We start from the raw sequence: 24,241 nt of genomic DNA, 5'->3' as shown, positions 1-24,241 counted from the left end.
CTCCCTTCCCGCTCGGCGGGTATGCCTCGCGGGCTCCGATATCCCGCGGCGGTTTCGCGGGCGGAACGGTTTCCGAATCGCCTGCCTCGGGTCGATTCGAATTTCGTGGGAATTGTTCCGGAATGACCGGCGCGGCGTGTGTGTTCCGCGTTGGGGCATTCGAGTGGTTGCGACTTCCATGTACTGCCGCCGGTGATCTGTCGCCATAGTGTGATCAGGTCTGGTGGCGTCCTGTTGCCTGGGGTGGGACCTGCGGGTTCCGAGGGGAGATTCACCTTATTATGCAACGGAAATTGTTGCGGCCATTTGTGCTGCGCATTTTGACGTTCACTTCTGCCGCCGCACTGGTTTTCGCGGTTCCGGCGACGGCGGATGCCGCTCTCGCGCGTCGCCGGCGTGACCGACGGCAACGGCGTCAAAATGGTCTACGGCTACGACAAGCTCGACCACGTCGTCTCGATCGCCAAGGCCGACGGCACCGGGCTGGCCGCCTACACCTACGACGAGACGGGCAACCGCACCATCGCCCGCTATGCCGGAGCGACGTTCACCAACAGCTACGAACGGCGCCTGCTCACCCGCGTCACGCGCAACGCGGGAAGCGTCACGCAGGTCGCCACCTACCACTACGACCGGCCCGACGGCACCGACACCGGCCAGGTGCAGTCCCGCACCGACGTCACCGGCACCGCCGACAACACCTACGACGGCTTCGGCCGCCTCACCAAAGCCGGTTCTCGCACTTACGGCTACGACAACGCCGGCAACATCACCGCCGGCGACGGGCACACCTACACCGTCGACAACGCCGACCAGATGACGAAGATCGACAACGTCACCGTCGGCTACGACGGCGCCGGCAACCTGACCACGACCGACCCCGGTGGTCAGGCCCACTACAGCGACACCAACCAGCGGACCTCGGTCACGTCGAGTTCCGGCACGTTGTTCACCGCCGGCTACGACACCCTCGACCAGACCCAGCCCGCGTCGATCACCGAACGCGTCGGGTCCGGCGACGTCACGCACGTTTTCACCCGCACCGCGCTGGGTATTTCGCGGACCGTGGACAACGGCGCTGCCACGACCTACGCCCATGACGTCGACGGCAAGCTCACCGGGCTGGTCGACGCCGCGGGCAAGCACCACAACGCCATCACCGACTACCAGGGCAGCGTCATCGCCCTGATCGACGACACCGGCGCGGTGACCGGCACGTACGGCTATACGCCGTACGGGTTCAACACCGGCATCACCGGCCCGGCCGGCACGTCCAACCGGCTTCGCTGGATCGGTAGCTACCAGCTCGCCGGCAGCGAGTACCTCACCGGCTACCGGCACTACAGCCCGGTCTACGCCCGCTTCACCCAACCCGACCCCACCGGCCAGGAAGCCAATACCTACGCCTACGGCCAGGGCGACCCCGTCAATCGCACCGACCTCGCCGGCGCTGCTTCAGCGGGGTGTGTAAATGCCGGCGCCGGCGCCATCTTCACCTTGCTGGGCACGGCGGCAACATGGGCCGCCACCGGCGCCACCGGGGGCATTACGGCCGGCCTCGCGGTGGGGTCGACCTTCGCCGCGGTCGGCGCCGTCGGTGGCGCGGTGCTCGCTTGCCGCAACGGTTAGTCGAACCAGCCGAACATGAGGAGGACAAACGTGATGAGCAAGTCTGTGAGCATAGCTTTCATGAGCTTTTCGGCAGTTCTGCTCATCGCCCTCGTGGTCATGTCATTGATTTGGCATAGTCCTGTTGTCATCGTTTTGACGGTAATTTTCGCACTGCTGTTTCTTTACTCGATATTCACCCTCAAGCGGAATTGGGCGAAGCTGCAGTAAGGACCTCGATGCCGGCCCCCGGGTTGACGGCCCTGTGACGTCGTCGACTCGGGGCGCGCGACGCGCCGGCGACAGCACCACCCGCCGCCTTCAGGGAGAACGGAGAACGCGTGCGAACGAGCCGCAAACGGACTTGTGTGGTCGCCGGTGTGCTCGCTCTGGCTGCGGTGCTTTCCGCGGTGGTGGCGTTCATCGTCGGCGTCACTTATTTCGAGTACATCGCCGTCGGGCTTGTTTGCGCTGCTGTCGCTGTCCTGATGTCGGTGTTCGCTCGGCATACCCGGTGAATCGGCGGTAACGGACGGAGCGGTGGTGCTCCGATCCGGACCCGGTCACCGGCGGCCCGGCCGGTGTGGAAAACGCATTGACCTCGCGGCGCCGGTGCCTGATGATGGTTCCACACGAACGAACCGAGGAGAGAGCATGACGCACATGCAGAGGCGAGAGGCGTGGCGCACCGCCGTCGCCGTGCCGTGTGCACTCATGTGTCTCCACCTGCGGCGACACGGCCTTTCCGGCTTCCCGCCATGACGTACCCGTCATGTCAGGGAGCCGCCCTCCGGGAAACCGGGACGGGCGGTTTTTTGTTGTGCCCGCAATTGTTTACCGGCGTGCTTCGGAAGCGGCGCGGCCTCCAAAACCGCGGCCTGAGGGTTCGACTCCTTCCGCCGGTGCTCTTTGAAACCTACACAGTGGAGCAGACATTTCCCTGCGCTCGTCTCGGCCGCAACAGTGCGGGCGACGCGAGTGCGCCCCCGTAGCCCAATGGGAAGAGGCAACGCGCTCAGAACGCGTCCAGTCCAGGTTCGAATCCTGGTGGGGGTACCAGTTCGGAGGGGAGACGCGCCGGTGCGCGGGTGATCTTTGCAAGATCGCCTCGGTGGGTTCGACACCCACGTCTTCCACCGTGGCCGATGCCGAAGGAGACGAGGCCCCGGGCTGTGGCCCCGGGCGAAGCCGGTGCGAGTCCGGTCGGCCACTCACGCGCGCGGTTCGGCAACCAGCGGGGCCTCATAAGCCCCGCCTACGTGGATCGACACCACGGCGCGCGACTCAGGACCCGTGTCGTGACGGTCATGGGGCGGCCTGCAAAGCCGCCGGTGCCGGGTTCGACTCCCGGGCGGGTCTCAAGACGTCGGCTCCACTGTGCGCAAGTCCACTGTGCGCAAACCGCGGTAAGCCGAACGGACGCTATCCGTCCACTGTGAACCGGCATAGAGTCCCGTCCGTGCCCGTACCGGGCGTTCTTGGGGGAATCATGCGCACAATCGCGTCACGCCCGTCGGCGACCGTTGCTCTGGCCGCCGCGCTCTTCACACTCGCTTCGCTCGTCACCGGCTTCACGGCCACGGCGGCCGCGTTCAGCTCGCCGCCGTCGACCTTCACCGCTGTCCAGCCGACGCGCTTCCTCGACACCGTTCGCGGCGTCGGCATCCCGGTCGGGGCCGTGGGCGCCAAGACCACGGTGACGGGCAGCGCGGCCGCGCTCGCGCCCGCTAACACCACCGCGGTCGTGCTCAACCTCTGGGCGGAGAGCCCGGCCGCCGACACCGCGATCACGGTGTTCCCGCACGGCCAGGCCCGGCCCGCGCTTCCGAACCTGCTGGTGCAGGCGAACAAGCGACGGTCCAACCAGGTCACCGTGCAGGTCGGCGCGGACCGGACGCTGGACTTCTACAACGAGGCCGGCTCCACCCACCTCATCGCGAGCATCGTCGGTTACTACTCGACCGACCCCGGCTCGCGGTACACGCCGTTGAGCCAGTCGGGGCTGCCGCTCCCCCAGATCGGCGCCGGCGTCACCACCAAGCTGAGCCTGACCGACCGGGTCCCCGCGACGGCCACCGCCGTGACCCTCGGCCTGACGCTGACCGAACCGACCGCGGCCACCTACGTCACGGTCTTCCCGCACAGCACCCCGCGGCCGACCATGGCCAACGTCGCCGCTTACCCCGGTGGCCAGGGCACGAACCTGATCACCGTCAAGATCGGCGCGGACCGGTCGATCGACCTGTACAACCTCGCCGGCACGGTGACCACGTACGTGGCGCTGGCCGGCTTCTACGCGACCGATTACGGGGCCCTGTTCACCCCGGTCGCCCCGGAGCGGGTGCTGGACACCCGCACCGGTCTCGGCACCACGGACGGCAAGCCCCGGAAGATCGGCGCGAACAGCGACCTCTCGTACTGGCTGCAGCCGTCGATCCCGTCGAACGCGCTCGCCGTGGCGCTGAACCTGACCGGCTACTCGGCGACCGCGGACACCGTCGTCACCGCGTGGAACCGCAATTCGTCGAACCAGCCGAACCCGAGCCTGAGCCTCGTCCCCGGACAGACCATCTCGGTGGCGACCGCGCCCCTGGTGTCCGCCGTCGGTCCGGCCGCGAGCAGCCCCTACGACCGGACGCGCGCGGTCTACGTCCACAACCGCGCCGGCTCGGTCGACGTGACAGCCGACCTCTCCGGCTACTTCACCCTGGCACCGGCCGATTGCCAGGCCGGGTGCGTGTCGACGTGGGGCAGCTACTCGTGGCGCCAGGGCGACGGGTACGTCGTGTCACCGAAGCCGATGGCGGGCCTGAGCGGCGTCGTCGCCGTCGCGGGCGGGGTTTCCCACGGGTACGCCCTCGGCGCCGACGGCACCGTCCGCGCCTGGGGTACCAACTGGACCGGTGAGCTGGGCAACGGATGGTCGTCGAGCGGCAATTCGGCCGCGCCGGTGCCGGTCGTGGGGCTCACGTCGGTCACGGCCGTCGCGGCCGGCGACAACGAGGGTTATGCGCGGCGCTCCGACGGCACCGTGTGGCGGTGGGGACAGGACGGCGACACGCCCGTGCAGGTCTCCGGTCTCACCGGCGTCACCGCCATCGCCGCCGCGCGGGACACCGCGTACGCGCTGAAGTCCGACGGCACCGTCTGGGCCTGGGGCAGCAACACCCGTGGCGAGCTGGGCAACGGCTCGACCGCGGCGAGCTCCGCCGTGCCGGTGCGCGTCTCCGGCCTGACCGGCGTCAAGGCCATCGGCAGCGGGGACGGCTACAGCGGTTACGCCGTCAAGACCGACGGCACGGTGTGGGCCTGGGGCGACAACACGTACAGCCAGCTGGGCAACGGCGTCGCGTGCACGGCCTCGAGCTGCGTGTCCCGCACGCCGGTAGCGGTGTCCGGGCTGACGGGTGTCTCCGCCGTGGTCGGCAACTGGCCGAGTGCTTACGCGTTGCGCACGGACGGCACGGTCTTCGCCTGGGGTGAGAACCGGAACGGCCGGCTGGGCAACGGCCTCGACTGCGTCAACCCGGGCCCGAACTGCTCGTCCGCGGTTCCGGTCCAGGTTCGCGACCTGACCGACGCGAAGGCCATCGGGACGTTCAACGACGGCGGTTACGCGGTGCGCGCGGACGGCACGGTCTGGGGCTGGGGTGACAACTCCCAGTTCGCCCTGGGGCAAGGCGTCTTCGGCTATCCGTACTACACCACGGTTCCGGTGCAGGTGCCCGGCCTGAGCGGCGTCAAGGCGATCCTCGAAGGAGTGGCACTCGGGTCGTGACCGCCGGAAACTGTCGGTGGGCCGGTCTAGTCTCCGGGGAGTCCTGAACCGGGAGGAACCCATGACGACGACGCACACACTGGACACGCCCGAGGCCGGGATCGTCTACGACGTCCACGGGCCGGCGCCCGCCGAGAGCCCGCGGCCGCCGCTGCTGATGATCGGGCAGCCGATGACCGCGGAGGGGTTCAGCACGCTGGCGTCGTACTTCCCGGAGCGGACCGTGGTCACCTACGACCCGCGGGGGCTCGGGCGCAGCGTCCGCAAAGACGGGCGGGACGACCACGTGCCCGCCGTCCAGGCGGAGGACATCCACGCCGTCATCCAGGCACTCGGCGCCGGCCCGGTCGAGGTGTTCGGGAGCAGCGGGGGCGCGGTCGCCGGGCTCGCGCTCGTCACCGCCCACCCCGGTGACGTGACAACCCTGGTGGCCCACGAGCCACCGCTGATCAAGCCGCTCCCCGACGCCGCGGCGGCCGAACGCGCAGGTCAGGAGATGCGGGACGCGTACCAGGCCCGGGGTTTCGGCGCCGGGATGGCGGCGTTCATGGTGCTGGGGTCGTGGAAGGGCGAGTTCACCGAGGACTACTTCGCCCTCCCACCGGCGGACCCGGCCCAGTTCGGAATGCCGCCCGAAGACGACGGCCGCCGCGATGACCCGCTGCTGACCGAGCGGTCGTTGGCGGTCACGACGTACCAGCTCGACGTGGCGGCGCTGACCGCGGCGTCGACGCGCGTCGTGATCGCCGTCGGCGAGGAGTCCCGCGAGGTCTTCACGGGGCGCACGGCCCTGGCGACCGCCGAGCTGCTCGGGCAGGAGGCGACGGTGTTCCCGAGCCATCACGGTGGTTTTCTCGGTGGTGAGTTCGGCTATGCCGGGCAGCCGGAAGCCTTCGCGGCGAAACTGCGGGAGGTGCTGTCCACGGAGGGCTGAGGGTTCCGGGGGCGGCCGTGCGGTGTGACTTGGGCTGCGATCGTCCACAGAGGACTACGGGCGGCCGAGGTGCTCGACCAGCCTGGCCAGCTGGTCGGCGTACTGCCGCACGAACTCCGGCGAGGCCGGATCCGTCCCCGTCAGCCCCTCGACCACGTTCGGCAGCGTCACCGGCGCCATCGCGGCGGCCATCAGCAGCACCGTCAGGCTCGCCGGGTCCACCCAGTCCGGCAACCGCCCGTCGGCCTTCATGGCCGTGATCTGGTCCACCGACCCCGCCAGGCGCTGGGTCCTCGCCGCGTGGTCCGGGTCCGGCTCGGCGCCCTCGTACTCCAGCCCGGACCAGGCCACCAGACGCATGCCGTCGCGGCCCGTCGATCCCTCCAGCGCGTAGCGCCGCACCTGCTCCGACAGCGGCATGTCCGGTGCGACCAGCTCACGCTGGCGTTCGGCCCACTGGTCCGACAGCGCCCGGTAGAGACCCTCTTTGCCGTCGAAGTAGTACGAGATCAGCTGCTGGTTCACGCCCGCCCGCGCCGCGATGGCCGCGATCCGGGCGCCCGCGTACCCCTTCGCCGCGAACTCCGCGCCCGCCGCCTCCAAGATCAGGCGGCGGGTGCGTTCCGGGTCCCGTTGCCGCTCCTGCGGCTTCGGCGAACGGCGAGGCTTCGACGCGGTCACGCGCCCGACTATATCCGTCAACCAACTGCTTGACTCTGCGGAACAGAAGGTTGACGGACGGCGGTCAGCGCGAGGGCCAGCACCAGCACCCCGGCACTGACCGTGAGCGCGCCCGTCGTCGCGGACGCGTACCCGTGGTCCAGCCGGGTGAAGAAGACCGTGCCCGCCAAGGCGATCCCGGTCGCCGTGCCGAGCTGGACAGTCGTGTTCACCACGCCGGAGGCCGCGCCCGCCTGCTCCGGCCGGATGCCCGACATCGCAGCCGCGAACAAGGCGTTCAGCACCGCGCCCATGCCGAGCCCGACGGCGATCACGGGAACCAGCAGTGCCCACCCGCTCAGGGCCGGGCCCAGCCACGGCACCAGAACCGCGATCGCGGCGAGGCCGGCCAGCAGCACTGTGACGGCGGCCGCAGTGAACGCGCGGCCGAACCGCGGGGCGAGCCGCATGCTCAGGACGTTGCCCGCGACGATGCCGAGCGTCGACGGCGCGAACGTCAAAGCCGCTTCCCACGGCGAAAACCCGAGGCCGAGCTGCAGGTGCAGCGTCAGGACGAAGAACACGCCGACGCCGGTGTTGACGCAGAGCAGGACCGCCTGGCTGCCCGCGAGGTGCCGCAGCAGGTCCGGCGGGACCAGCGGTTCACCGCCACGGCGGAACTGGCGCCGCTGGTGCAGCGCGAACCCGCCGAAGAGCGGGACAGCGGCGACCAGCAGGGCGATCGACCACGCCGGCCAGCCCAGCTCGCGGCCCTGCACCAGCGGGAAGAACACCGCGAACAACGCGGCCGTCAGCAGGGCGAGCCCCGCCGGGTCCATGCGGTGCCGGGAGAAGCCCGGCCGGTCCGGCATGGTGCCCAGCGAGCCGAGCAGCGCGAGCACCCCGATCGGCAGGTTCACCAGGAAGATCGCCCGCCAGCCGGTGCCGAACAGGTCGGCCTCGGTCAGCGCGCCACCCAGCAGCGGGCCGGCGAGGCCGCCGACCGGGAACGCGGCCGCGTACCACGTCATCGCCTTCGGCCGCTCCCGCTCGTCGAACTCCGCGTGGATGAACGACAGGACCTGCGGCACCATCAGCCCGGATCCGACGCCCTGCACCACGCGCGCGGCGACCAGCACGCCGACGTGCCCGGCGAGACCCGCGGCCAGCGACGCCGCCGTGAACACGAACATGCCCGTCACGAACAGCTTTTTCGTCCCGTGACGGTCACCCAGCCTGCCGCCGGTGATCAGCGTGAGCGCGAAACCCAATGCGTAACCGGCCGAAATCCACTGCAGCGCCGACTCGCCGGTGCCGAGCTCCCGCTGGATGGTGGGCAGCGCCACCGCCACGATCTGGTTGTCGATCATGTCCACCAGGACCGCCGGCACCACGACGGCCAGCGCCCACCACCTCAGCGCGTGCTTCTCCACGACGTCCCCCTTCTTCCCGTACCGGAGTCCACTCGATAATCAATCAGACGAGAGACTGTGTCAACCATCTGTTTGATTAGTGACGGTCGTGGCGACCCGGCTGATCGGGGCGGTGCGTGCCATCATCGGGGCCATGGTCACCACCGAACCCGAGCTCAACAGCGGGATCCTGCCCGGCAACGTGCGCGCCGACGACTGGGTCATGCTCGTCCTCGCCGCCGGCTCGGTGGGGTTGCTGGGGTTCATGGTGCTCAGCCCGCCGGCGCGGGACGTCGGCCTGGTGATCTTCTTCGTCGACTGCGGGATCTGCGCGCTGTTCCTCCTGGAGTTCCTGTGGCGGTGGCGGAAACGGCGGTGGGCCAAGAAGTTCCTGGTGCGCAACTGGTACGAGCTGTTCGCGATGATTCCCGTCGCGCACCCGGTGATGGTCGGGCACCGGTTCGTCACCGTCGTGCTGCTGCTCGTGCGGATCGGCCGGGCCGCGGACCGGGCCGTCGGCGAGCAGTTCACCTACCGGCTCGTCGACAAGCTGTCCGAGCCGATCGTCAAGGCGATCAAGAAGCCGATCACCATCGCGGTGCTCGACGAGGTCGTCAAGGTGCTGGAAACGGGCAACTACCCGGAAAACCTGGCAAAGTCGCTCGGTGCCAACAGGGACGAGCTGCGCACGATCATCGCCGAGAAGATCGCCGCGGACCCGCAGCTCGGGAAGCTCAAGCGGCTGCCGTTCCACGACGAGATCGTGCGCACGGTCGTCGACACCTCGTTCCGGGTGCTGCTCGAAGTGCTCGTCGATCCGCGGATCGACGACTTCTTCTCCGCCGTCGTCCGGGAAAACCGCGAGCAGATCCGGCTGGCGGTGCAGCTCGGGCTCAACGAGATCGACGACGAGGCCGAAGAAAAAGCCCTGCCGGTGCGTACCCAGCGCTCGGCCGCGCACGAGTACGACCGGCTGCACCCGCGGTCACGGCCGTAGCCGCACGTACTCGCCGAGCCGGGCGGCCGCGTCGAGCATGGCCAGGCCGCGTGCGGTCAGCCTGTCCTGCCAGGTTTCGAGCGCCTCGGCCAGGGACTCGGTGCCGCCCGCGGTGCGGACCTGGGTGACCACCGTCGCGATGTGGTCGAGGGGGTAGCCGCCGCGGCGGAGCAGGTGGGTCAGCTCCGCGTCGCGGACGTCGGCTGCGCGGAAGACGCGGTAGCCGGTCGCCGGATCGCGCTGGGGGACCAGGATTCCCGCGCGTTCCCACGCCCGCACAGTCGCCGCGGTGACGCCGAGGCGGTGCGCGAGTTCCCCGACCGTCCGAACGCCATGAGGGTGCCCCTCATGGACCGGACCGGTCGGCAGGGACCCGATCGCCTTCCGGACCGAGTTGAGGGTTTCGCGATCCCGCAGCAACTGCTCGTGGCCGCGGTCGACGAGCGTCAGCGCGCGGACGAGGTCGTCGTCATGGATGGCGTTCATGATCCCGCCGGCCGTCGCGTGTCCGTACGCCGTTACCAAGTCGAGGAACGCGCGCAGGGCGCGCGCGTGAACCTCGGTGTAAACCCGGTAGCCGCTCGCGGTGCGTTCGGCGGGCGGGAGGAAGCCGTCCCGCTCGTAGTTGCGGACCGCCTGGGTGGAGATACCGTGCTCACGGGCGAGGTCAGCAGGTCTCAAGCGAGTCTTCAAGGATACGATTCAACCACATGGACATCACGGACTTCGCCGCCGAACTGCTCGGGCTCGGTGAGCCCACGCACTTCGAACCGGCCATCGGGCGCATCCGCAACGAGCTGTTCGCGCGGCTGGCCGGGCACGGCTTCCGGTCGATCGCGCTCGAGACCGATCGCGTCGCCGCGCTCGACGGCCGGTTTTCGCACAACCTGGGCGAAGTGGACGCCAACCGGCAGCTGATCGCGTGGCTGCGCGAGTACAACGAGCACGCCGGCGAACCGCTGACCTTGCACGGCTTCGACGCCCCGACCGAGATGTTCAGCGCCCCCAGCCCGCGTGCCTACCTCGAACACGCCCGCGACTACCTCGGCCTCGACGTCGACATCGCCGCCCTGACCGGCGACGACGAGCGGTGGAACAGGTCCGAGGCGATCCTCGACCCGGCGGCTTCACCGGGCGCGTCACCCGAGGCCCGTGAGCTGCGGGTGCTCGCCGACGACCTGCTCGTCGCCCTCCACACCCGAGCGCCGCGGCTGGACGCCGCTTGGTGGCGGGCCAAGACGCACGCCACCGCCGGGCGCGGCCTGCTCCGCTATCACGCAGCGTCGGCGCAACCCGGCGACCGGGACACGAGGATCGCGCGCCTCGCAGGCCTGCGCGCGGTGCTCATGGCCGAAAACCTCCTCGACATCCGGGCCATGGAGGCGGGCCGCGGCCCGACTTTGGTGTTCGCGCACAACGGTCACCTGCAACGCTCGGGGGCCGGCGCGGGCGCGATCGTCGCGTCGCTGCTCGGCGACCGATACGCCTTCGTCGCCGGCAGCCTCGGCCACAGCGACGCGATCGGCCTCGGCGAACCGGAGCCGGACACCTACGAAGGCCGGCTGCAGCCTGGCACCGAGACCTGGAAACTGACCGGCCTCCCGGACGGCCGCAAGCGCACCGACACCAAGCCCGAACGCGGCTACTTCGGCCTCGACGCCGACGTGCTCGACGGCGCCGCCGCGGTGTGGCACATCGCCTGACACCGCGGCGGCAGACCGGTTACGGGTAGCTGACCACGTTGACCGGGACCGTGCCCGAAGGCGTTGTGCCGCCCGTGTCGTTGATGACGTGCGTGATCGTGCCGCGGTAGTTGAGCGACACCGTCAGCAGGCTGTGGAACCGCACCCCGGCGTTGTTCGGCACCTCGAACGCGTGATAGCTGGACACCGCCGGATTGGTGTCGAAGAAGCAGTAACTGCCCAGCCCCCACGCTTCGTGGGACGTCACGTTCGCCCCGACCTTGTAGGCGGCATACCCCGCGACGCCCGAAGGCGCGTTCCACGACGCCTGGTTCGGCACGTCGTAGGGCATCTCGTTCTGGAAGAAGATCGTCCGGCCGCCCTGGCCGTTCCAGATCACCTGGTACTTCTGGTAGTGCTCGACGAACAGGCCGGTGGCCAGCACGTTCGCACCGTTGACGAGCAGACCGGTGTCGGCTGTGTTGGTGGTCCAGCCGACCGTGCCCGCGTTGCCGTGGTCGGCGCGCCACGCCCAGATGTGGTCGATGATCGTGTCGTTGCTGTTGACGACCAGGCTGTTCGTCGCCTTGCCCGCGAGCTGGCCACCGATGCGGAAGAAGACGTCCTGGACCGTCGTCGGGTTCGAAGCGTGCGAAGCCGACGAGCCGGACTGGCCGACCGTGAGCAGGGCCTGCGAGTTCGTCGTGCCCGCGTCGAAGAGCAGGCCCTTGAGCCGGACACCGTCCACATCGGACACCTGCATCGCGTTGACGCCGTTGTCGGGCACCAGCGTCGGGTAGCCGATGCCGAGGACCGTCGTGTTCGCCCGCGTCACGTTGAGCGTCTGGTTCAGGTGGTAGATGCCCGGCGTGAAGAACAGGTTGCAGCCGGCGGCGAGCGCGTTGTTGATCGACGCGGCCGTGTCACCCGCCTTCACGACGTAGAACTGGCTCATCGGCGCCGACGTGCCCGGTGTGCTGCCGCTCGCCCAGCTCGGGCCGGACGCGTTCGTGCGCAGGGATGGCAGGAACACGCGGTACTTGCCGGTGCCGTCGACGTAGAGGTAGGGCACGTCCCGCGAGACCGGCGTCGTGGCCAGCGTGGTTTCCGGCGGGCTCGGGAACGTGTTCGCCGGCGCGCCGCTGGTGCCGGAGAAGACCATGTTCCAGACGCCGCCGTTCCAGCTCCCCAGCGACGAGTCGCGGGTGTACCACTGCTGCTGCGACACCGACGCGGCCTGGCCGGACACCTTCGAGTCGGCGATGTAGCCGCCGCTGGCGTAGCCGTAGCTCGCCGGGTACAGCTGCAGCCCGCCGCGGATGTCCATCCGGCGGAACGGCGCGGCCTGCGCCACCGCCCAGCGGTCGTTGCCGCTGGAGGGGTTGACGGCCATGTTCTCCGCCGACCGCCAGAAGTTCTGCAGCGCGACGCCGTTGTCGGAGGCGTTGAAGGCGTCCACGGTGATGTCGCCGTTGATCACCACGCCGCCGGGGTTCTGGCCGAGGCCGGCGACCGAGGTGTAGAAGCCGACGTTGTCGTGCACGTTGTAGGTGCCCGGCTTGAACAGGTGAGCGACGCGCCGCTCGGCGAACTGCGCGGTCAGCGTGTCCTTCTGGTTGTTGAAGTCGGTGTCCAGCTGGGCCTGGATCGTCGCCGCGGACATGCTCGGGTCGAAGACGCGCACGTTCGGCCCGAAGTCGGGGGTGTCCGGCTGGGTGGGGCAGCCCGCCTGGGTGCCGATGGTGTAGCTCGCGCTCGAGACCGCGGAGTTCGCCGAACCGGACTTCAGCGCGATCGCGTTGACCGTGCGGGACGCCGGGACGCTGATCGGTCCACTGTAGAGCGTCGAGGACGCGGTCGGTGTCGATCCGTCCACTGTGTACCGGATGCTCGCGCCGGCGGTGGCGCTGGCGATGGTCACCGTCTGCGCGCTCGCGTAGGTGCCGCCGGGTGGGCTGAACGTCGGCGCGGCGACCGCCGTCGAGCCGCCGCCCACGGTGTAGCCGAAGTGCGGCGTGTCGTACTGCGGGCCGTTCTTTTCGTAGGTGAACCAGTAGTCGAGCACGTTTCCGCTGCTCACGCCGTTGACGGTCGTGCGCCAAGTGCCGGAGCCGTTGGCCATCCGGACGTTCTGCTGGCCCAGGCCCGGCACGCCGGTGTAGTGGACGTCGACGTACAGCGCCGGGGTCGTCGGCGTGAAGTCGATCTGCACCTGCGTCGCGCTCGGCTGGCTGACGCTTTGGGTGTAGTCGTCCGCGGCGAGTGCGACGGGGGCACTGAGCCCCGCCGCCACCAGCAGCGCGGACGTGACGAGCGCGAACCTCGGGCCGCGTCGTCGAAGCTTGTCAAGGGTCCGGTTCACGCCGTGCCACCTCCGCCGTTGGAGAAGCATTTGTTGCGAGTCACAACAAAGTAGCTCCCACTCAGTGGCGATCAAGTCACTTTTTCATAACATTCGTCTGGACCAATCCCGCAACTGGAGGAGACGGTTCGTGACCGTTGGTCCTGTTTGCCATCCGGTGGGCGATTGACTGAACCGAGAAACATTCTTCCGTCGGGTGACCGCGATCGGGTGACATGCGACGATCCCCTGCCACACCTCGTCCACTACCGAGGAGTAGGCATGGCGCCTCCACGGCTGTTCCGGTCCTTCGTCGTCCTCTCTCTGATCGCGGCCCCCCTTTCGGTGGCCGTCGCCGCACCCGCCGAAGCCACGCCGCTGCAGAGCGGCGGCGTCGTCAACTTCGGCTGCGCCACCTCCGGCAAGCTGCACTGCCTCGGCAAGGCGATCCGCTCGCCGAAGGGCAACGGCCCGCTGGTCGTCTCGACGCCGGTCGGGTACGGGCCGGCCGAGATCCAAGCCGCGTACAACCTCGGCGGGCTGCACGCCAACGGCCGCACGGTGGCCATTGTGGACGCTCAGGACGCGCCGACCGCCGAGGCGGACCTGGCGAAGTTCCGGTCGGCGCGCGGGCTTTCGCCGTGCACGACGGCCAACGGCTGCTTCAAGAAGGTGAACCAGAACGGCGCGGCGAGCCCGCTGCCCGCGCCCGACTACGGCTGGGCCGAGGAGATCAGCCTCGACCTCGACGCGGTGTCGGCGACCTGTCCGGACTGCCACATCCTGCTGGTGGAAGCCAACTCCCCGGACACGGACCCGCTGATGACGGCGGTCGACACGGCGGCGGCGACGCCGGGCGTGGTGGCGATCTCCAACAGCTACGGCGGCTCCGAGGACTCGACGATCCTCGCCGCGGACGCGCACCTCAACCACCCGGGCATCGCCGTCACGGCCTCCTCGGGCGACTCCGGCTACGGCGTCAGCTGGCCGGCGTCGTCGCCGTACGTCACGGCAGTGGGCGGCACGACGCTGAAGAAGGCCGCCGGCACCCCGCGCGGCTGGTCGGAGACGGCGTGGAAGGGCAGCGGCAGCGGGTGTTCGACGCTGGAGGCCAAGCCGGCCTGGCAGCACGACGCCGGGTGTACGAAGCGGACGGTCGCCGACGTCTCGGCCGTCGCGGACCCGGCCACCGGCCTCGGGGTCTACGACACGTACAACAGCTGCGGCAGCTCGTCCTGGTGTGACTTCCTGCTGTCGCTGGGACTCGCCCAGGGCGCGGACGGCTGGGTGCAGGTCGGCGGCACGAGCCTGTCCTCGCCGGTGATCGCGAGCGTGTACGCGCTGGCGGGCAACTCGGTCACGTCGGGTTCGTACCCGTACGCGCACACCAGCGGGCTCTACGACGTGACGTCGGGATCGAACGGCAGCTGCGGCGGGACGTACCTCTGCACGTCGGTGGCCGGTTACGACGGCCCGACCGGCCTGGGCACGCCGAACGGCACCTCCGGCTTCTGACCTCGCCAAAAGCCGTGAAGGCCACCTTGAGGAACATAGAGTTCCTCAAGGTGGCCTTCACGGACTTGGGGCTGTCCGCAAGGGGCGCCGAGGGCTGCGGTCAGGTCGGTCGCGTGGAGCGCGCCGAGCGAGCACCCGGGCACGGCCGCCGCCATAGACATCGACCCGGCCCGGGTGCTGCGCGAGCTAACCCAGTGAAATCCGGTCCAGATCCGGGGAGCCGGCGCGGTCGTTGCCGATCCGGATCGTATTGGCGCCCGCGTTCAGCGTCACCGGGACCGAAGTGGTGTACGGCGTGTTGTTCCCGACGCCGCTGACCTTGACCTCCGCGGGCGCACCGCCGTTCACGGACACGAAGTACGAGCGGTCGCCGTTGACCGTGAAGTCGAGGTACAGCGTGTACTGCCCGGCCGCGCCGACCGTGACTTCCGGGAACGTGATCGCCGCGCCGGGGCTGCCCCCGATGTTGCGCACCTTCTGCCCGCCCGAGCAGGGGGAGCAGCTCGTGACACCGGCGTCGCCGATGTCGTTCGCCGAGTCCTCCGCCTCACGCATGAACACCCGGTCCGCCGGGCGCGGTTTCACCTGCACCGGCTTGCTCACCGACTTGGCCCGCCCGAGCGTCGTGAACGACGCCGTCACCGGGATGGTCGCGGCTTGCGCGGCCGGCGCGGTCACCGTCCAGGACCCGCTCAGCACCTGCCCGAGCCGCAGGTTCGCCGCGGTCACCGCGTCACCCTGGAGCGTCCAGCCCGCCGGGACGACCGGCGCCAGCGACACCTGGCCGATCGGGTCGTCGACGTCCAGCCGCAGCGACGCGGTGATCTTCAGCGACTGCTGACCCGGCGAAACCCACTGCACGCCGGCGGGTTGCACGGTCAACGTCGTCTTCGGCGTGTACGACTCGGGTGGCAGCGGCGCCACCGCGATCCGGTCGAGGGCGGCGGTGCCGGACACCTTGATCGTGTTGGCTCCGGCGGTGAGCGGCACGGGGATCGCCGTCGAGGTCACCACACCGGGGGCGGTCGCCGGGACCGTGACCGCGATCGGCGCGCCGCCGTTCACGCTCACCGAAAGCGAACCCGATCCCGTCGTGTCCAGTTGCAGCCGGGACGGGCCCGCGGCCTGGACGTCACGGAAGACCACCGCGCCGCGGTCGAGGCCGGTCACCTCGTTCGTGCCCGAGCACGCCTCGCACCACACCGGCGACGCCTTGCCCTCGAAGCCGTTGCGCCACGACTCCGCTTCCAGCGGCACCTCGCCGCGCGGGTCGGGATAGCCGTAGGCGACGTCGATCTCGTCGAGCGCCAGCTGGTGGAAGAACGGCTTGGCCTGCGGCCCGGACCACGTGTTCAGCACCTCGAGCTCGAGATACCGCGCGTGCACCTCGCCGACGTCGATGAACTGCACCCCGCGGGCGCTGGGGAGCGCCCCGGTACGCACCGTGCGCCAGTTCTTGCCGTCGTCGCTCGCGTGGACGCGGTAGTCCTTGATCCGCGCGGAATCCTCGGCGCGGCCGAAGGACTCGCGTGCGTACGTCGGCGACGATTCGCGTTCGTGCACCGCCAGGTACGCCGTCGACCGCTTCCGGCCCAGGTCCAGCGTCACCGAGACCGGCTGCTGACCGCCCGCGTCCCAGTAGTTCAGGTAGCTGCCGTCGACGAGGTTCGCCGCTGAAGACCCGTTCGCCGACGCGGTCGCCTTGATCGTGTTCTTGTCGTAGAAGTACTGCTGACCCGCGGTGTCCACTTTGAACACCGTGTCGTAGTCGTCCCAGCTCGTGATGTCCAGAATGGACAGATAACCGCCGGACTGCGCGAACCGCATCGGCTTGCCGGTGCGCAGGTCGGACACGCCGGTGACGCGGTAGCCGTTGTCGCGCAGGCGAACCAGGTTCGTCGACGGCCGCGTGACGACGTGCACGTACTGCGTCTTGGCGCCGGGACGAACGGTGATCACGCCGTGCGCGCCGTCGTTCCAGAAGCCGGGCTGCAGGCCGCCGTACATGTAGCCGCCGCCTTCGGTGCCCTGCAGTGACTCCTTGATCGGCTGCGCCCAGGACGCCATGAAGTTGTTGAACGCCTCCTGCTGCGGCGGGAACTTCCCGTTCAGCATGGCGGTTTCGGCCATCAGCGACTTGATCGACGAGCCCGCGTTCGTGATGTAGCGGCCGGTGGAGAGCCGGAAGTCGACGGCCTGGTCGCCGCCGCTGTACCACCAGTCGCCGTTGGTCGGCAGCTTGTAGTCGGCCTCGGTGAGCCGCGGCATCGGCGTGTAGACCGCCTGCGGGTAGTCGTACGACGGCGTCATGCCGGTCTTCTGCTCGTTGCTGACCGTGTCCATGATCGGCGTGTCCTCGTTGTTGTTGCTCAGCAACCAGGACGGCCGCTTCTCGCGGATGTGCTCGTAGAGCCCGTGCTGCTCCCAGTACTCGTTGTCGTTGTCGATCCAGAACCCGGCGAGGTCCGAGTAGCGGTCCATGACCTCGTCGAACAGGTCGTAGCTGAACTCGCCGAAGCCGGGGCGGGTGGTCAGGTCGACGGGCTTGCCCTTGTACGCCGAGTAGGCGGCCGAGTCGAGCGACTCGTGGCCGGTTTCGTTGTGCCACTGCGGGTCGTCGGTCATGTAGAGCATCACGCGGACGCCCTTGGCGTTGCCCGCGGCGATCAGCTCGCCGAGGAAGTCGCGCTGCGTCGAGCAGCTGCCGGGGATCTTCGACGGCCACGGCCGCGCGTACCCCAGCCGGCTGTGGAAAGTGGTGAGGACGACGTAGGACGCGCCCAGCTTCTTCGCCTCGTCGATCCAGTAGTCCGGCGTCCAGCCGCCGTCGGTGACGTCGTGCTCCCAGGCGGCGCAGTCGGTGTGCCGCGGTGCGGTGAACATGCCCCAGTGCAGGAACAGCCCGGCCGTCGAGGCCCGCAGCCAGTCCTGGCGCGGGTGGTAGAGCTCGGCGTTCGCGGGGCTGACCAGGCTCGCCACCAGCGCGACGGCGGCAGCGAGGCAGGCAAGCAGTCGGATTCTCAAAGGACCTCCTCGTCCGGAGAGATCCGATGATTTATTCGTCATATCTCATACGTCAAGGGCAGATACCGCTCACCGGCACACAGTCGTCCGATCTGTCACCACTTCTGGCCGCGAAACGTCAAGTCGTGGCGACGCGGGAGGGCCATCCGTTCTCGGTGCTCGGGTTCACGGCGTCGGGACCGGCCAGGTGTCTTCCTCGACCACCGCGCCGGTTTCGTCCGTGACCAGGGCGATCCCGCCCCCGTCGGCGAAGTGCAGGTACCGCCGTCTGCCGTCCGGGTACTGGCGTACCGCGTCCGCCACCACGACCACCAGCTCGCCGTCCTCGATGGCGTACAGGTCGTCCGGGGTCAGGACTTCGTGGATGCGCGTGCTGTCGGTGACCAGGGTGCGGGCGCGGCGGCCGGTGTGGTCGTAGCTGTACAGCGCGTTGACGCCGTCGTCGCCGTGGACCCCGCGCAGCCGGCCGAACGCGTCGCGGATTTCGCTCCCCGACGGCGGTTCCGGGGCTTCGGCCGGGGGCTCGAGCTCGCGCAGCCAGCCACCCGGGCCGGTGACGACGTGCCGCCCGTCGGCGACGATTTCGCTGACGCCGTTCGCGTAGTACACCGCGATGCGGTGGCCGCGCAGGTCGTAGTGGACGGCGTCGACGAACCCCGGCACGCTCACCAGCCTGCCGACCTCGTCGTACTGGTGGTGGACGGTCAGCCGCCCGTCGCCGGCGTCGGGGTGCACGACCTCCGCCGGCCGCCCGTCGGCCCGGCGCAGCACGTCGAGGCGGAACTCGAGGGCGACGTGCGCCGGGCGCCAGCGCTTCTCGGCCGGGTTGCCGAGCGCGTCGTAGCCGAAGAACGTCTCACCGCATTCGTCGGTGACGCGCACCAGGCGCCCGCAGCTGTGCGGCCCCGCGCCGTGCGGCACCGGCAGCCCGCGGTCGTGGTGGGTGAACGTCGTGACCGGGGTGCCGCGCGGGTCGTCGACGAGCACCGCGACCACCCGGGAGGCCGCGTCGTGCACGCGGAACACCGTGTGCCCGTCCGGAGTCCGCGCCTCCACGGCGTTCCCGGCCGCGTCCCGGACGTGCACGACGCCGTCCGCGCCACGCAGCTCCCGCCCCAGCAGGTCCCGGAGCGGTTCGTGATGGCCACCTTGAGGAACTTTAAGTTCCTCAAGGTGGCCATCACGAACTTTGGAAGTGAGTGGGCGGCCCAGCGCGTCGTAGTGGAATTCCGACGGCGGAGGCGGCGGGTCGCCGTCCCGGAAGCCGCGGCTCGTCCGGCACACCAGGCCCCGCGCGCAGTACTCGTGGCGCTCGTCGACGACGTCGCCGAGCAGGTCGGCGTGCCGGCGTTCCAGCAGCCGTCCGGCGCCGTCGCGCAGCTCGGCGGTCACCAGCACCTCCGCCTCGCCGGACACCGCCCGCTGCTCGGTGGTGACCCGCACCGGCCCGCTGTGGTCGTAGCGGTACCGCAGCGTCGGCAGGTCCGCCGAGTCACCCGGCCGGACGACGGTGCCGGGACGGCCCAGGGGATCGTGGGTCACCGTGGTCGCCGCGCCCGCCGGATCGACCAGCTCGCAGACCGCCGCCGTCCGGACGTCGTACCGCGTGACCGTCACGTTCCCGAGCGGGTCCGTGTCCGCCTCCGGGAAACAGCGGTCGGCCGAGTACCGCAGCTCGCGGGTGTGGCCGAGCGGGTCGGTCGTCGTCGTGCGCAGCCCGGTGACGGTGTCGAGCCGCCCGTGGAACGTCGTGACCCACCAGCCGTCCTCGCCGGAACGGCGGTGGTAGCCGTGGTGCCGGAAGTCCGGGGGCACCCGGCCGTAGACGCCGGCGACGAGCGCGTCGGTGAGCACCAGCTCCTCCCGCGCGGTGAGGACGCCGTGCGAACCGGCCGTCCCGTCGGGTTCTTCGTCGTACCGGAACACCTTGTCCGACAACACTTTCCCGGCGCCGTCCACCTCGCGCACCCGTGCGGGCAGCGCCGCGAACCGGCGTTCGGCGTCGGTCGCGTACGTCGTCCGGGTCTCGCGCACGACCGGGGCACGGCCGGGCCGCTCGATCGTCTCCACCTCCCGAGTCGGGTTCCCGGCGGCGTCGAAGGCCGTGTCGGTCGTGGTGACCGAAACCGGCGTCTCCCGCCGCTCGAACTCCGTCGTCACCGCACGTGTCCACTGTGGACGGCGAGTGTGCTCCACCCGGCGGTACGGCCGGTTCTCGGCGGGTGAGCCGTCGAGGCCGTAGGTCTCCTCCTTGCTCAGGAGCCCGCCGGCGCCGAACCAGCGCACGGTCCGCAGCGTCGGCGCGTACTCGTCGCCGAGCTCGTCCTGGACGACCCGGCCGAACCCGGTGAACGCGCGCGTGTCGCCGAACCGGCAGTCGTGGTACTCGAACTCGGTCACACCGACGTGGCCCGTCGCCGGTTCGCGCAGCGAGACGCGCCGGACCACCGGGACCGTTTCGGCGATCGCGTACTCGATCCCGGTGCACAGCCCGATGCCGTTGTCGATCTCGCTCAGCCGCCCGGTCCGGGGCAGGTCTTCGAGGGAGTAGTACGGCGCCGAGCTGTCGGCGTCGAGCAGCAGCACGCCCTGTCCGGCCCGGGCCCGCGCGGCGACCTGGACCCGCCGCGCGGGCGGGGGTTCCGGGTGGGCGTAGGCCAGCCGCAGCACCGGCGCGGCCGCTTCGGCGCCGTGCGCGTCGAACCCGGTGAGCGCCACCGACGTCAGCAGGGACGCGCCCGTGACGTCGTCGAGGTCGTAGCCGAAGACCCACCGCCGGACGAGCGGCCGCGCGTTCCCCGGCACGCGCAGGTCGATCCGGGCGCAGCGCAGCGCCGTCGTGACGAGGGTGCCGCCGCGGCCCCAGCGCAGCACGTCCGGCCGCGGCTCGTACGTGAAGTCCACTTCGTAAGGTCCGTAGGAGACGCGCGAGAGGTAGGCCTGCCCGCTGTGGTGCGCCCAGTCGAACGTCGTGATGGCGCCCAGCGCGTCCTCGGTCCGTTCGAGGTACCAGGCGGACCCGTCGCTCGGGGCGAGGAAGTGCCGGAGGCCCGACCGGGTTGTGAGCACGAAGCCGTCGCCGACGCGGGCGAGCCGGCCTTCCGTGCCCGGTCGCGCGCGGCCGCCGGACGGCCGGACGTGCGGCAGCGGCACCGTGAACCCGTCGCCGAACGGGCCGCCGGGCGCGCCGGTCGTGTAGCGCAGCGCGAGCGCGGGGGCGGTGCCGCCGGGGCCGGGCGGCAGGTCGAGCGGGACCGGGAAACGGCCACCGCCGGTCGCGGGATCCGGGGTGAAAGCCCCGCCCGGCATGGCGACCGGTGTGGGCCGGACCGGCTCAGGCGCACCCGACCGGAGCAGAACCATGGTGATCTCCCCGCGTGGATATGTGACTTCTCCAGGGCCAAGTGGGTGAGCCGGGCGCCCCAGATACGTCTTCACCCGTTTGCCGTCACCGTTATGCATTCGTGACGTCGGTGTCGTATCCCGGTTGCGGCTCACCGGTCTTTCCCGGGAGCCAGACCTGATCAATCGCGGGGGCAGTAGGAGGGTGGACCGGATGGTCGTCAGGCTCGTGCGGGACGAGACGGTGGAAGTGGCTGAAGCGTCTTCGGAGGACGCGAGCACGCTCAACGAGCTCCCGTCCCCGCCCCGGCAGGTGCTCGACCGGCACGGCGCGCGCGTGCTCGACCCGGCGACGGCCGTCGTCGCGGCCGGGCAGCCGGTCCCGCGCACGACCGTGTACCGGCCGGGCGTGTTCCTCATTCCCCAGCGGTACCTGCGTGACCAGGAAACCCTGGCCGCGATCAACGGCGTGCTCGCCCGCATCGGCCTTTCCTGCGAACCGGCCGACCGCGGTGGCGACAGCGCCGCAGTAAAGGAGCTTGCCCGCGCCCGGCAGTTCGAAGAGCTCCCGGTCCGTGCCCTGCTGCACGTCCGCGAGGACTCCGGCCCCGTCGTCGTCGACTGCTGGAAGGCCCTGCAGCTGCTGCGGTCCGCCGCGGCGGGCGAACGGCCCGAGCTCGACCCAGATGTTGCAGCCGCAACCTCGCCGGAGCACCTGCTGTTCACGACGCCGGTGTTCGGCGGGGTGCCGTGGGAGACCAGCGGCCTCGGCGGCACGCCGTGGGAGACCAGCGGGTTCGGCGCGGGCAGCTCCTACGGGCGCACGCGCGGCGCCAACCGGATCCCGGTGACGCTGGCCGCGGCCCCGCCCTACCGCAGCGAGAAGCCCGGACACCGGCGCCCGGTGATCGCCGTGCTGGACACCGGCATCGGCCCGCACCCGTGGTTCGGGCTGGCCGACCGCAGCGGGCCGCCGCCCGCCGGTGCCGGGCTCATCGTCGCGCCCGGCATCCAAGCCGCGATCCTGCAGGCCGAGCTCGCGTCCGGAACCACGTTGCACACCCAGCTGCTGACGGACTACTGGGACGCGCCGACGACCGGCCAGCCGCTGATCGGCGACGTCGACACCGACACCGGGCACGGCCTGTTCATCGCCGGCATCGTCCGGCAGGCCTGCCCCGAGGCCGACACCCTCGCGATCCGCGTCGTGCACAGCGACGGCGTCGCGTACGAGGCCGACGTGCTGCTCGCCCTGCACCTGCTGGCCGACCGCGTGCGCGATGCCCAGGCGAACAACCGGCCGGAGCACATGGTCGACATCGTTTCGCTGTCACTGGGCTACTACGAGGAGAACCCGGCGGACATCGCCTACACCGGCCAGTTCGGCGCGGTCATCGCGGAACTGCTCGGCCTCGGCGTGCTCGTCGTCGCCGCCGCGGGCAACGACGCCACCACCCGCCGCTTCTACCCGGCGGCCTTCGCCGACCAGCCGCTCGGCGGCGGCTGCGGCCCGCAGGTGATCAGCGTCGGCGCGCTCAACCCCGACGTCGCCACGAGCAAGGCGCTGTTCTCCAACGAAGGCCCGTGGGTGCGCTGCTGGGCGACCGGCGCCGGCGTCGTCAGCACGTACCCGACCGACGTCCGCGGCACCGCGGCCGCCGACCACGAGGTGCCCGGCTTCGGCCGCAACTCGTTCGACCCCGACGACTACAGCGCCGGCTTCGCGGTCTGGGACGGGACGTCGTTCGCCGCGCCGCTCGCCGCGGCCGAGCTCGGCAAGGCCCTGCTCCAGTCCGGGGACCTGGCCACGGTCGACCGCGACACCGTCGTCAAGCGCGCCTGGACCGCGCTGGGCTCACTGTGAACGTGGCCAGGACCGACCACGGCCGCGTCGCGGTCCTGTTCGGCGCCGCGCGGGAGGGCGACCGCGCGGCGCTGGACGAACTGGTCATCCTGCTCACGCCGCTGCTCTGGCAGGTGGCGCGTGACCAGGGCCTGAACGCCGACCAGGCGGGTGACGTCGTGCAGACGACGTGGCTGCGCCTGCTCGGCTCGTTCGCGGAGATCCGCTCGCCGGTCGCGCTGACCGGCTGGCTGATCACCGTCACCAAACGGGAAGCCTGGCGGACTGGGGAAAAACGCCAGGTCGAACGGCCGCTGCCGGAACTCCCGGAGCGGCTTGTCGAGGCGTCACCGGCACCCGAGGAGGGGGTGCTGCGCGACGACCAGCGCGCGCGGTTGTGGCGCGCGGTCGACAACCTGCCCGAACGCTGCCGCCGCTTGCTGCGGATCGTGGCGTTCGTGCACCGGCCGGACTACGCCGAAGTCGGCGTCCGGCTGGGAATGCCGAGGGGGAGTATCGGCCCGACCAGGGGACGTTGTCTCGCGCGCCTGCGCGAGCAGCTACTCGCCAACGGCGAAGGAGATTGGCTGTGACCACCGTCGAACCACCAGGTGCTGACGAGCCCTTGGACGAGCTCGACCTCCGGCTATTGGCGGGAGTGCGCGAGCTGTGGGAAGACGCCGACCCGATGCCCGCCACGCTGGTGGACCAGATCCGGTTCGCGATCCAGCTGGAGGACGTCGACCTGGAAGTGATGCGGATCCGCGAACAGGAGGGACTCGCCACCGCCCGGAGTGCCGCCGAGCAGGGCAGGCTCATCACCTTCGACAGCGAAAGCCTCACCATCATGGTGAACGTGAGCCCGGAGCCCGGCGGGTCGATGCGCCTGGACGGCTGGCTCACCCCGCCGGCCGAGCACCCGATCGAGGTCCGCACCAAGAACGGCACCTTGACGACCACTTCGGACGGAGAGGGGCGGTTCGCCGTGAGCGGCGTGCCGCACGGGATGGTGCAGGTGCTGGTGCGGACGTGCGGGAGTTCGAGGACGGTGAGCACGCCGGCCATCGAGCTGTAGCCCGGGCCCGGGGCCGGAATGTCATGAACG

16 protein-coding genes and 3 tRNA genes are annotated in these 24,241 nt (G+C 70.3%); 13 read left to right on the top strand and 6 right to left on the bottom strand.

From position 1 onward, the window contains the following. Positions 1 to 372: 372 nt before the first annotated feature. The 7 genes from A3CE_RS0119770 (at position 373) to A3CE_RS0119745 (ending at position 6,320) form a co-directional block, all read left to right on the top strand. Positions 373 to 1,629 (top strand): RHS repeat-associated core domain-containing protein, encoded by a 1,257-nt coding sequence (locus A3CE_RS0119770; protein WP_020641842.1) that lies wholly within the window; start codon positions 373 to 375, stop codon positions 1,627 to 1,629. Between the two features lie 320 nt (positions 1,630 to 1,949). Further along, positions 1,950 to 2,126 carry a hypothetical protein gene (locus tag A3CE_RS56595; RefSeq protein ID WP_157376788.1) on the top strand — a complete coding sequence of 59 codons (177 nt, stop codon included), beginning with the start codon at positions 1,950 to 1,952 and terminating at the stop codon, positions 2,124 to 2,126. Positions 2,127 to 2,444: 318 nt separating this feature from the next. After that, a tRNA-Trp gene (locus A3CE_RS56590) sits at positions 2,445 to 2,513 on the top strand. Between the two features lie 77 nt (positions 2,514 to 2,590). Next, positions 2,591 to 2,667, top strand: a tRNA-Leu gene (locus A3CE_RS0119755). A 228-nt stretch (positions 2,668 to 2,895) separates the two neighbouring features. Next, positions 2,896 to 2,969: transfer RNA gene (locus A3CE_RS56585), tRNA-Cys, on the top strand. Between the two features lie 128 nt (positions 2,970 to 3,097). Next, a complete protein-coding gene (locus A3CE_RS53550) occupies positions 3,098 to 5,386 on the top strand; it encodes an RCC1 domain-containing protein (RefSeq protein WP_020641839.1) in 2,289 nt (762 codons plus the stop codon). Between the two features lie 61 nt (positions 5,387 to 5,447). Beyond that, positions 5,448 to 6,320: an alpha/beta fold hydrolase gene (locus A3CE_RS0119745; RefSeq protein WP_020641838.1), complete on the top strand. Its 873-nt coding sequence runs from the start codon at positions 5,448 to 5,450 to the stop codon at positions 6,318 to 6,320. 54 nt (positions 6,321 to 6,374) lie between these two features. On the opposite strand, the gene A3CE_RS0119740 is transcribed toward A3CE_RS0119745, so the two are convergent. Together A3CE_RS0119740 and A3CE_RS51345 are read right to left on the bottom strand one after the other, a co-directional pair. Continuing rightward, positions 6,375 to 7,001, bottom strand: a complete 627-nt coding sequence (locus tag A3CE_RS0119740; RefSeq protein WP_020641837.1) for a TetR/AcrR family transcriptional regulator — start codon at positions 6,999 to 7,001, stop codon at positions 6,375 to 6,377. A 17-nt stretch (positions 7,002 to 7,018) separates the two neighbouring features. After that, the gene (locus A3CE_RS51345) at positions 7,019 to 8,413 is read right to left on the bottom strand and encodes an MFS transporter (protein ID WP_020641836.1); all 1,395 of its coding nucleotides are present in this window, start codon (positions 8,411 to 8,413) and stop codon (positions 7,019 to 7,021) included. A gap of 133 nt (positions 8,414 to 8,546) precedes the next feature. Here A3CE_RS51345 and A3CE_RS0119730 point away from each other — a divergent pair, with 133 nt between their 5' ends. After that, positions 8,547 to 9,389, top strand: coding sequence for a hypothetical protein (locus A3CE_RS0119730; RefSeq protein WP_026468669.1), 843 nt, complete (start codon positions 8,547 to 8,549; stop codon positions 9,387 to 9,389). Here A3CE_RS0119730 and A3CE_RS0119725 read toward each other — a convergent pair. Continuing rightward, complete coding sequence (locus A3CE_RS0119725) at positions 9,378 to 10,070, bottom strand: TioE family transcriptional regulator (RefSeq protein ID WP_020641834.1); 693 nt, start codon at positions 10,068 to 10,070, stop codon at positions 9,378 to 9,380. The genes A3CE_RS0119730 and A3CE_RS0119725 overlap by 12 nt on opposite strands. Positions 10,071 to 10,099: 29 nt before the next feature. Here A3CE_RS0119725 and A3CE_RS0119720 point away from each other — a divergent pair, with 29 nt between their 5' ends. Further along, entirely contained in the window at positions 10,100 to 11,092 is a 993-nt protein-coding gene (locus tag A3CE_RS0119720; protein ID WP_020641833.1) for an erythromycin esterase family protein, read from the top strand. A 19-nt stretch (positions 11,093 to 11,111) separates the two neighbouring features. Here the strand turns inward: A3CE_RS0119720 and A3CE_RS0119715 are convergent, their stop codons facing one another. Beyond that, positions 11,112 to 13,433 (bottom strand): chitobiase/beta-hexosaminidase C-terminal domain-containing protein, encoded by a 2,322-nt coding sequence (locus tag A3CE_RS0119715; RefSeq protein ID WP_020641832.1) that lies wholly within the window; start codon positions 13,431 to 13,433, stop codon positions 11,112 to 11,114. Between the two features lie 261 nt (positions 13,434 to 13,694). Here A3CE_RS0119715 and A3CE_RS0119710 point away from each other — a divergent pair, with 261 nt between their 5' ends. After that, the gene (locus A3CE_RS0119710; RefSeq protein WP_020641831.1) at positions 13,695 to 14,927 is read left to right on the top strand and encodes a S53 family peptidase; all 1,233 of its coding nucleotides are present in this window, start codon (positions 13,695 to 13,697) and stop codon (positions 14,925 to 14,927) included. A gap of 186 nt (positions 14,928 to 15,113) precedes the next feature. On the opposite strand, the gene A3CE_RS0119705 is transcribed toward A3CE_RS0119710, so the two are convergent. Both A3CE_RS0119705 and A3CE_RS0119700 read right to left on the bottom strand, forming a co-directional pair. Continuing rightward, entirely contained in the window at positions 15,114 to 17,951 is a 2,838-nt protein-coding gene (locus tag A3CE_RS0119705) for an alpha-L-fucosidase (protein WP_020641830.1), read from the bottom strand. Positions 17,952 to 18,116: 165 nt separating this feature from the next. Continuing rightward, entirely contained in the window at positions 18,117 to 21,314 is a 3,198-nt protein-coding gene (locus A3CE_RS0119700; protein WP_020641829.1) for an RHS repeat domain-containing protein, read from the bottom strand. Positions 21,315 to 21,507: 193 nt separating this feature from the next. Here A3CE_RS0119700 and A3CE_RS0119695 point away from each other — a divergent pair, with 193 nt between their 5' ends. Genes A3CE_RS0119695 through A3CE_RS0119685 form a run of 3 tightly spaced genes read left to right on the top strand, consistent with a single transcriptional unit; the run spans position 21,508 to position 24,211 of the window. Further along, on the top strand, positions 21,508 to 23,157 hold the full coding sequence (locus A3CE_RS0119695; protein WP_026468667.1) for a S8 family peptidase: 1,650 nt from the start codon (positions 21,508 to 21,510) through the stop codon (positions 23,155 to 23,157). Continuing rightward, complete coding sequence (locus tag A3CE_RS0119690; RefSeq protein WP_020641828.1) at positions 23,154 to 23,729, top strand: RNA polymerase sigma factor; 576 nt, start codon at positions 23,154 to 23,156, stop codon at positions 23,727 to 23,729. Before A3CE_RS0119695 ends, A3CE_RS0119690 begins: the two co-directional genes overlap by 4 nt. Further along, positions 23,726 to 24,211, top strand: a complete 486-nt coding sequence (locus tag A3CE_RS0119685; RefSeq protein WP_026468666.1) for a hypothetical protein — start codon at positions 23,726 to 23,728, stop codon at positions 24,209 to 24,211. The genes A3CE_RS0119690 and A3CE_RS0119685 overlap by 4 nt, the downstream gene beginning before the upstream one ends. Positions 24,212 to 24,241: the final 30 nt, after the last annotated feature.

Origin of the sequence: Amycolatopsis balhimycina FH 1894 (genome assembly GCF_000384295.1) — a bacterium.
In the GTDB taxonomy this organism is placed as follows: domain Bacteria; phylum Actinomycetota; class Actinomycetes; order Mycobacteriales; family Pseudonocardiaceae; genus Amycolatopsis; species Amycolatopsis balhimycina.
This window is presented reverse-complemented; position numbering and strand designations above follow the sequence as displayed.

What these genes read in the sequence shown, in the direction of transcription:
- A3CE_RS0119745 (WP_020641838.1), top strand. Translation starts at nt 5,448, where the DNA reads ATGACGACGACGCACACACTGGACACGCCCGAGGCCGGGATCGTCTAC.
- A3CE_RS53550 (WP_020641839.1), top strand. Translation starts at nt 3,098, where the DNA reads ATGCGCACAATCGCGTCACGCCCGTCGGCGACCGTTGCTCTGGCCGCC.
- A3CE_RS0119730 (WP_026468669.1), top strand. Translation starts at nt 8,547, where the DNA reads ATGGTCACCACCGAACCCGAGCTCAACAGCGGGATCCTGCCCGGCAAC.
- A3CE_RS0119720 (WP_020641833.1), top strand. Translation starts at nt 10,100, where the DNA reads ATGGACATCACGGACTTCGCCGCCGAACTGCTCGGGCTCGGTGAGCCC.
- A3CE_RS0119700 (WP_020641829.1), bottom strand. Translation starts at nt 21,314, where the DNA reads ATGGTTCTGCTCCGGTCGGGTGCGCCTGAGCCGGTCCGGCCCACACCG.
- A3CE_RS0119710 (WP_020641831.1), top strand. Translation starts at nt 13,695, where the DNA reads ATGGCGCCTCCACGGCTGTTCCGGTCCTTCGTCGTCCTCTCTCTGATC.
- A3CE_RS0119695 (WP_026468667.1), top strand. Translation starts at nt 21,508, where the DNA reads ATGGTCGTCAGGCTCGTGCGGGACGAGACGGTGGAAGTGGCTGAAGCG.
- A3CE_RS0119770 (WP_020641842.1), top strand. Translation starts at nt 373, where the DNA reads ATGCCGCTCTCGCGCGTCGCCGGCGTGACCGACGGCAACGGCGTCAAA.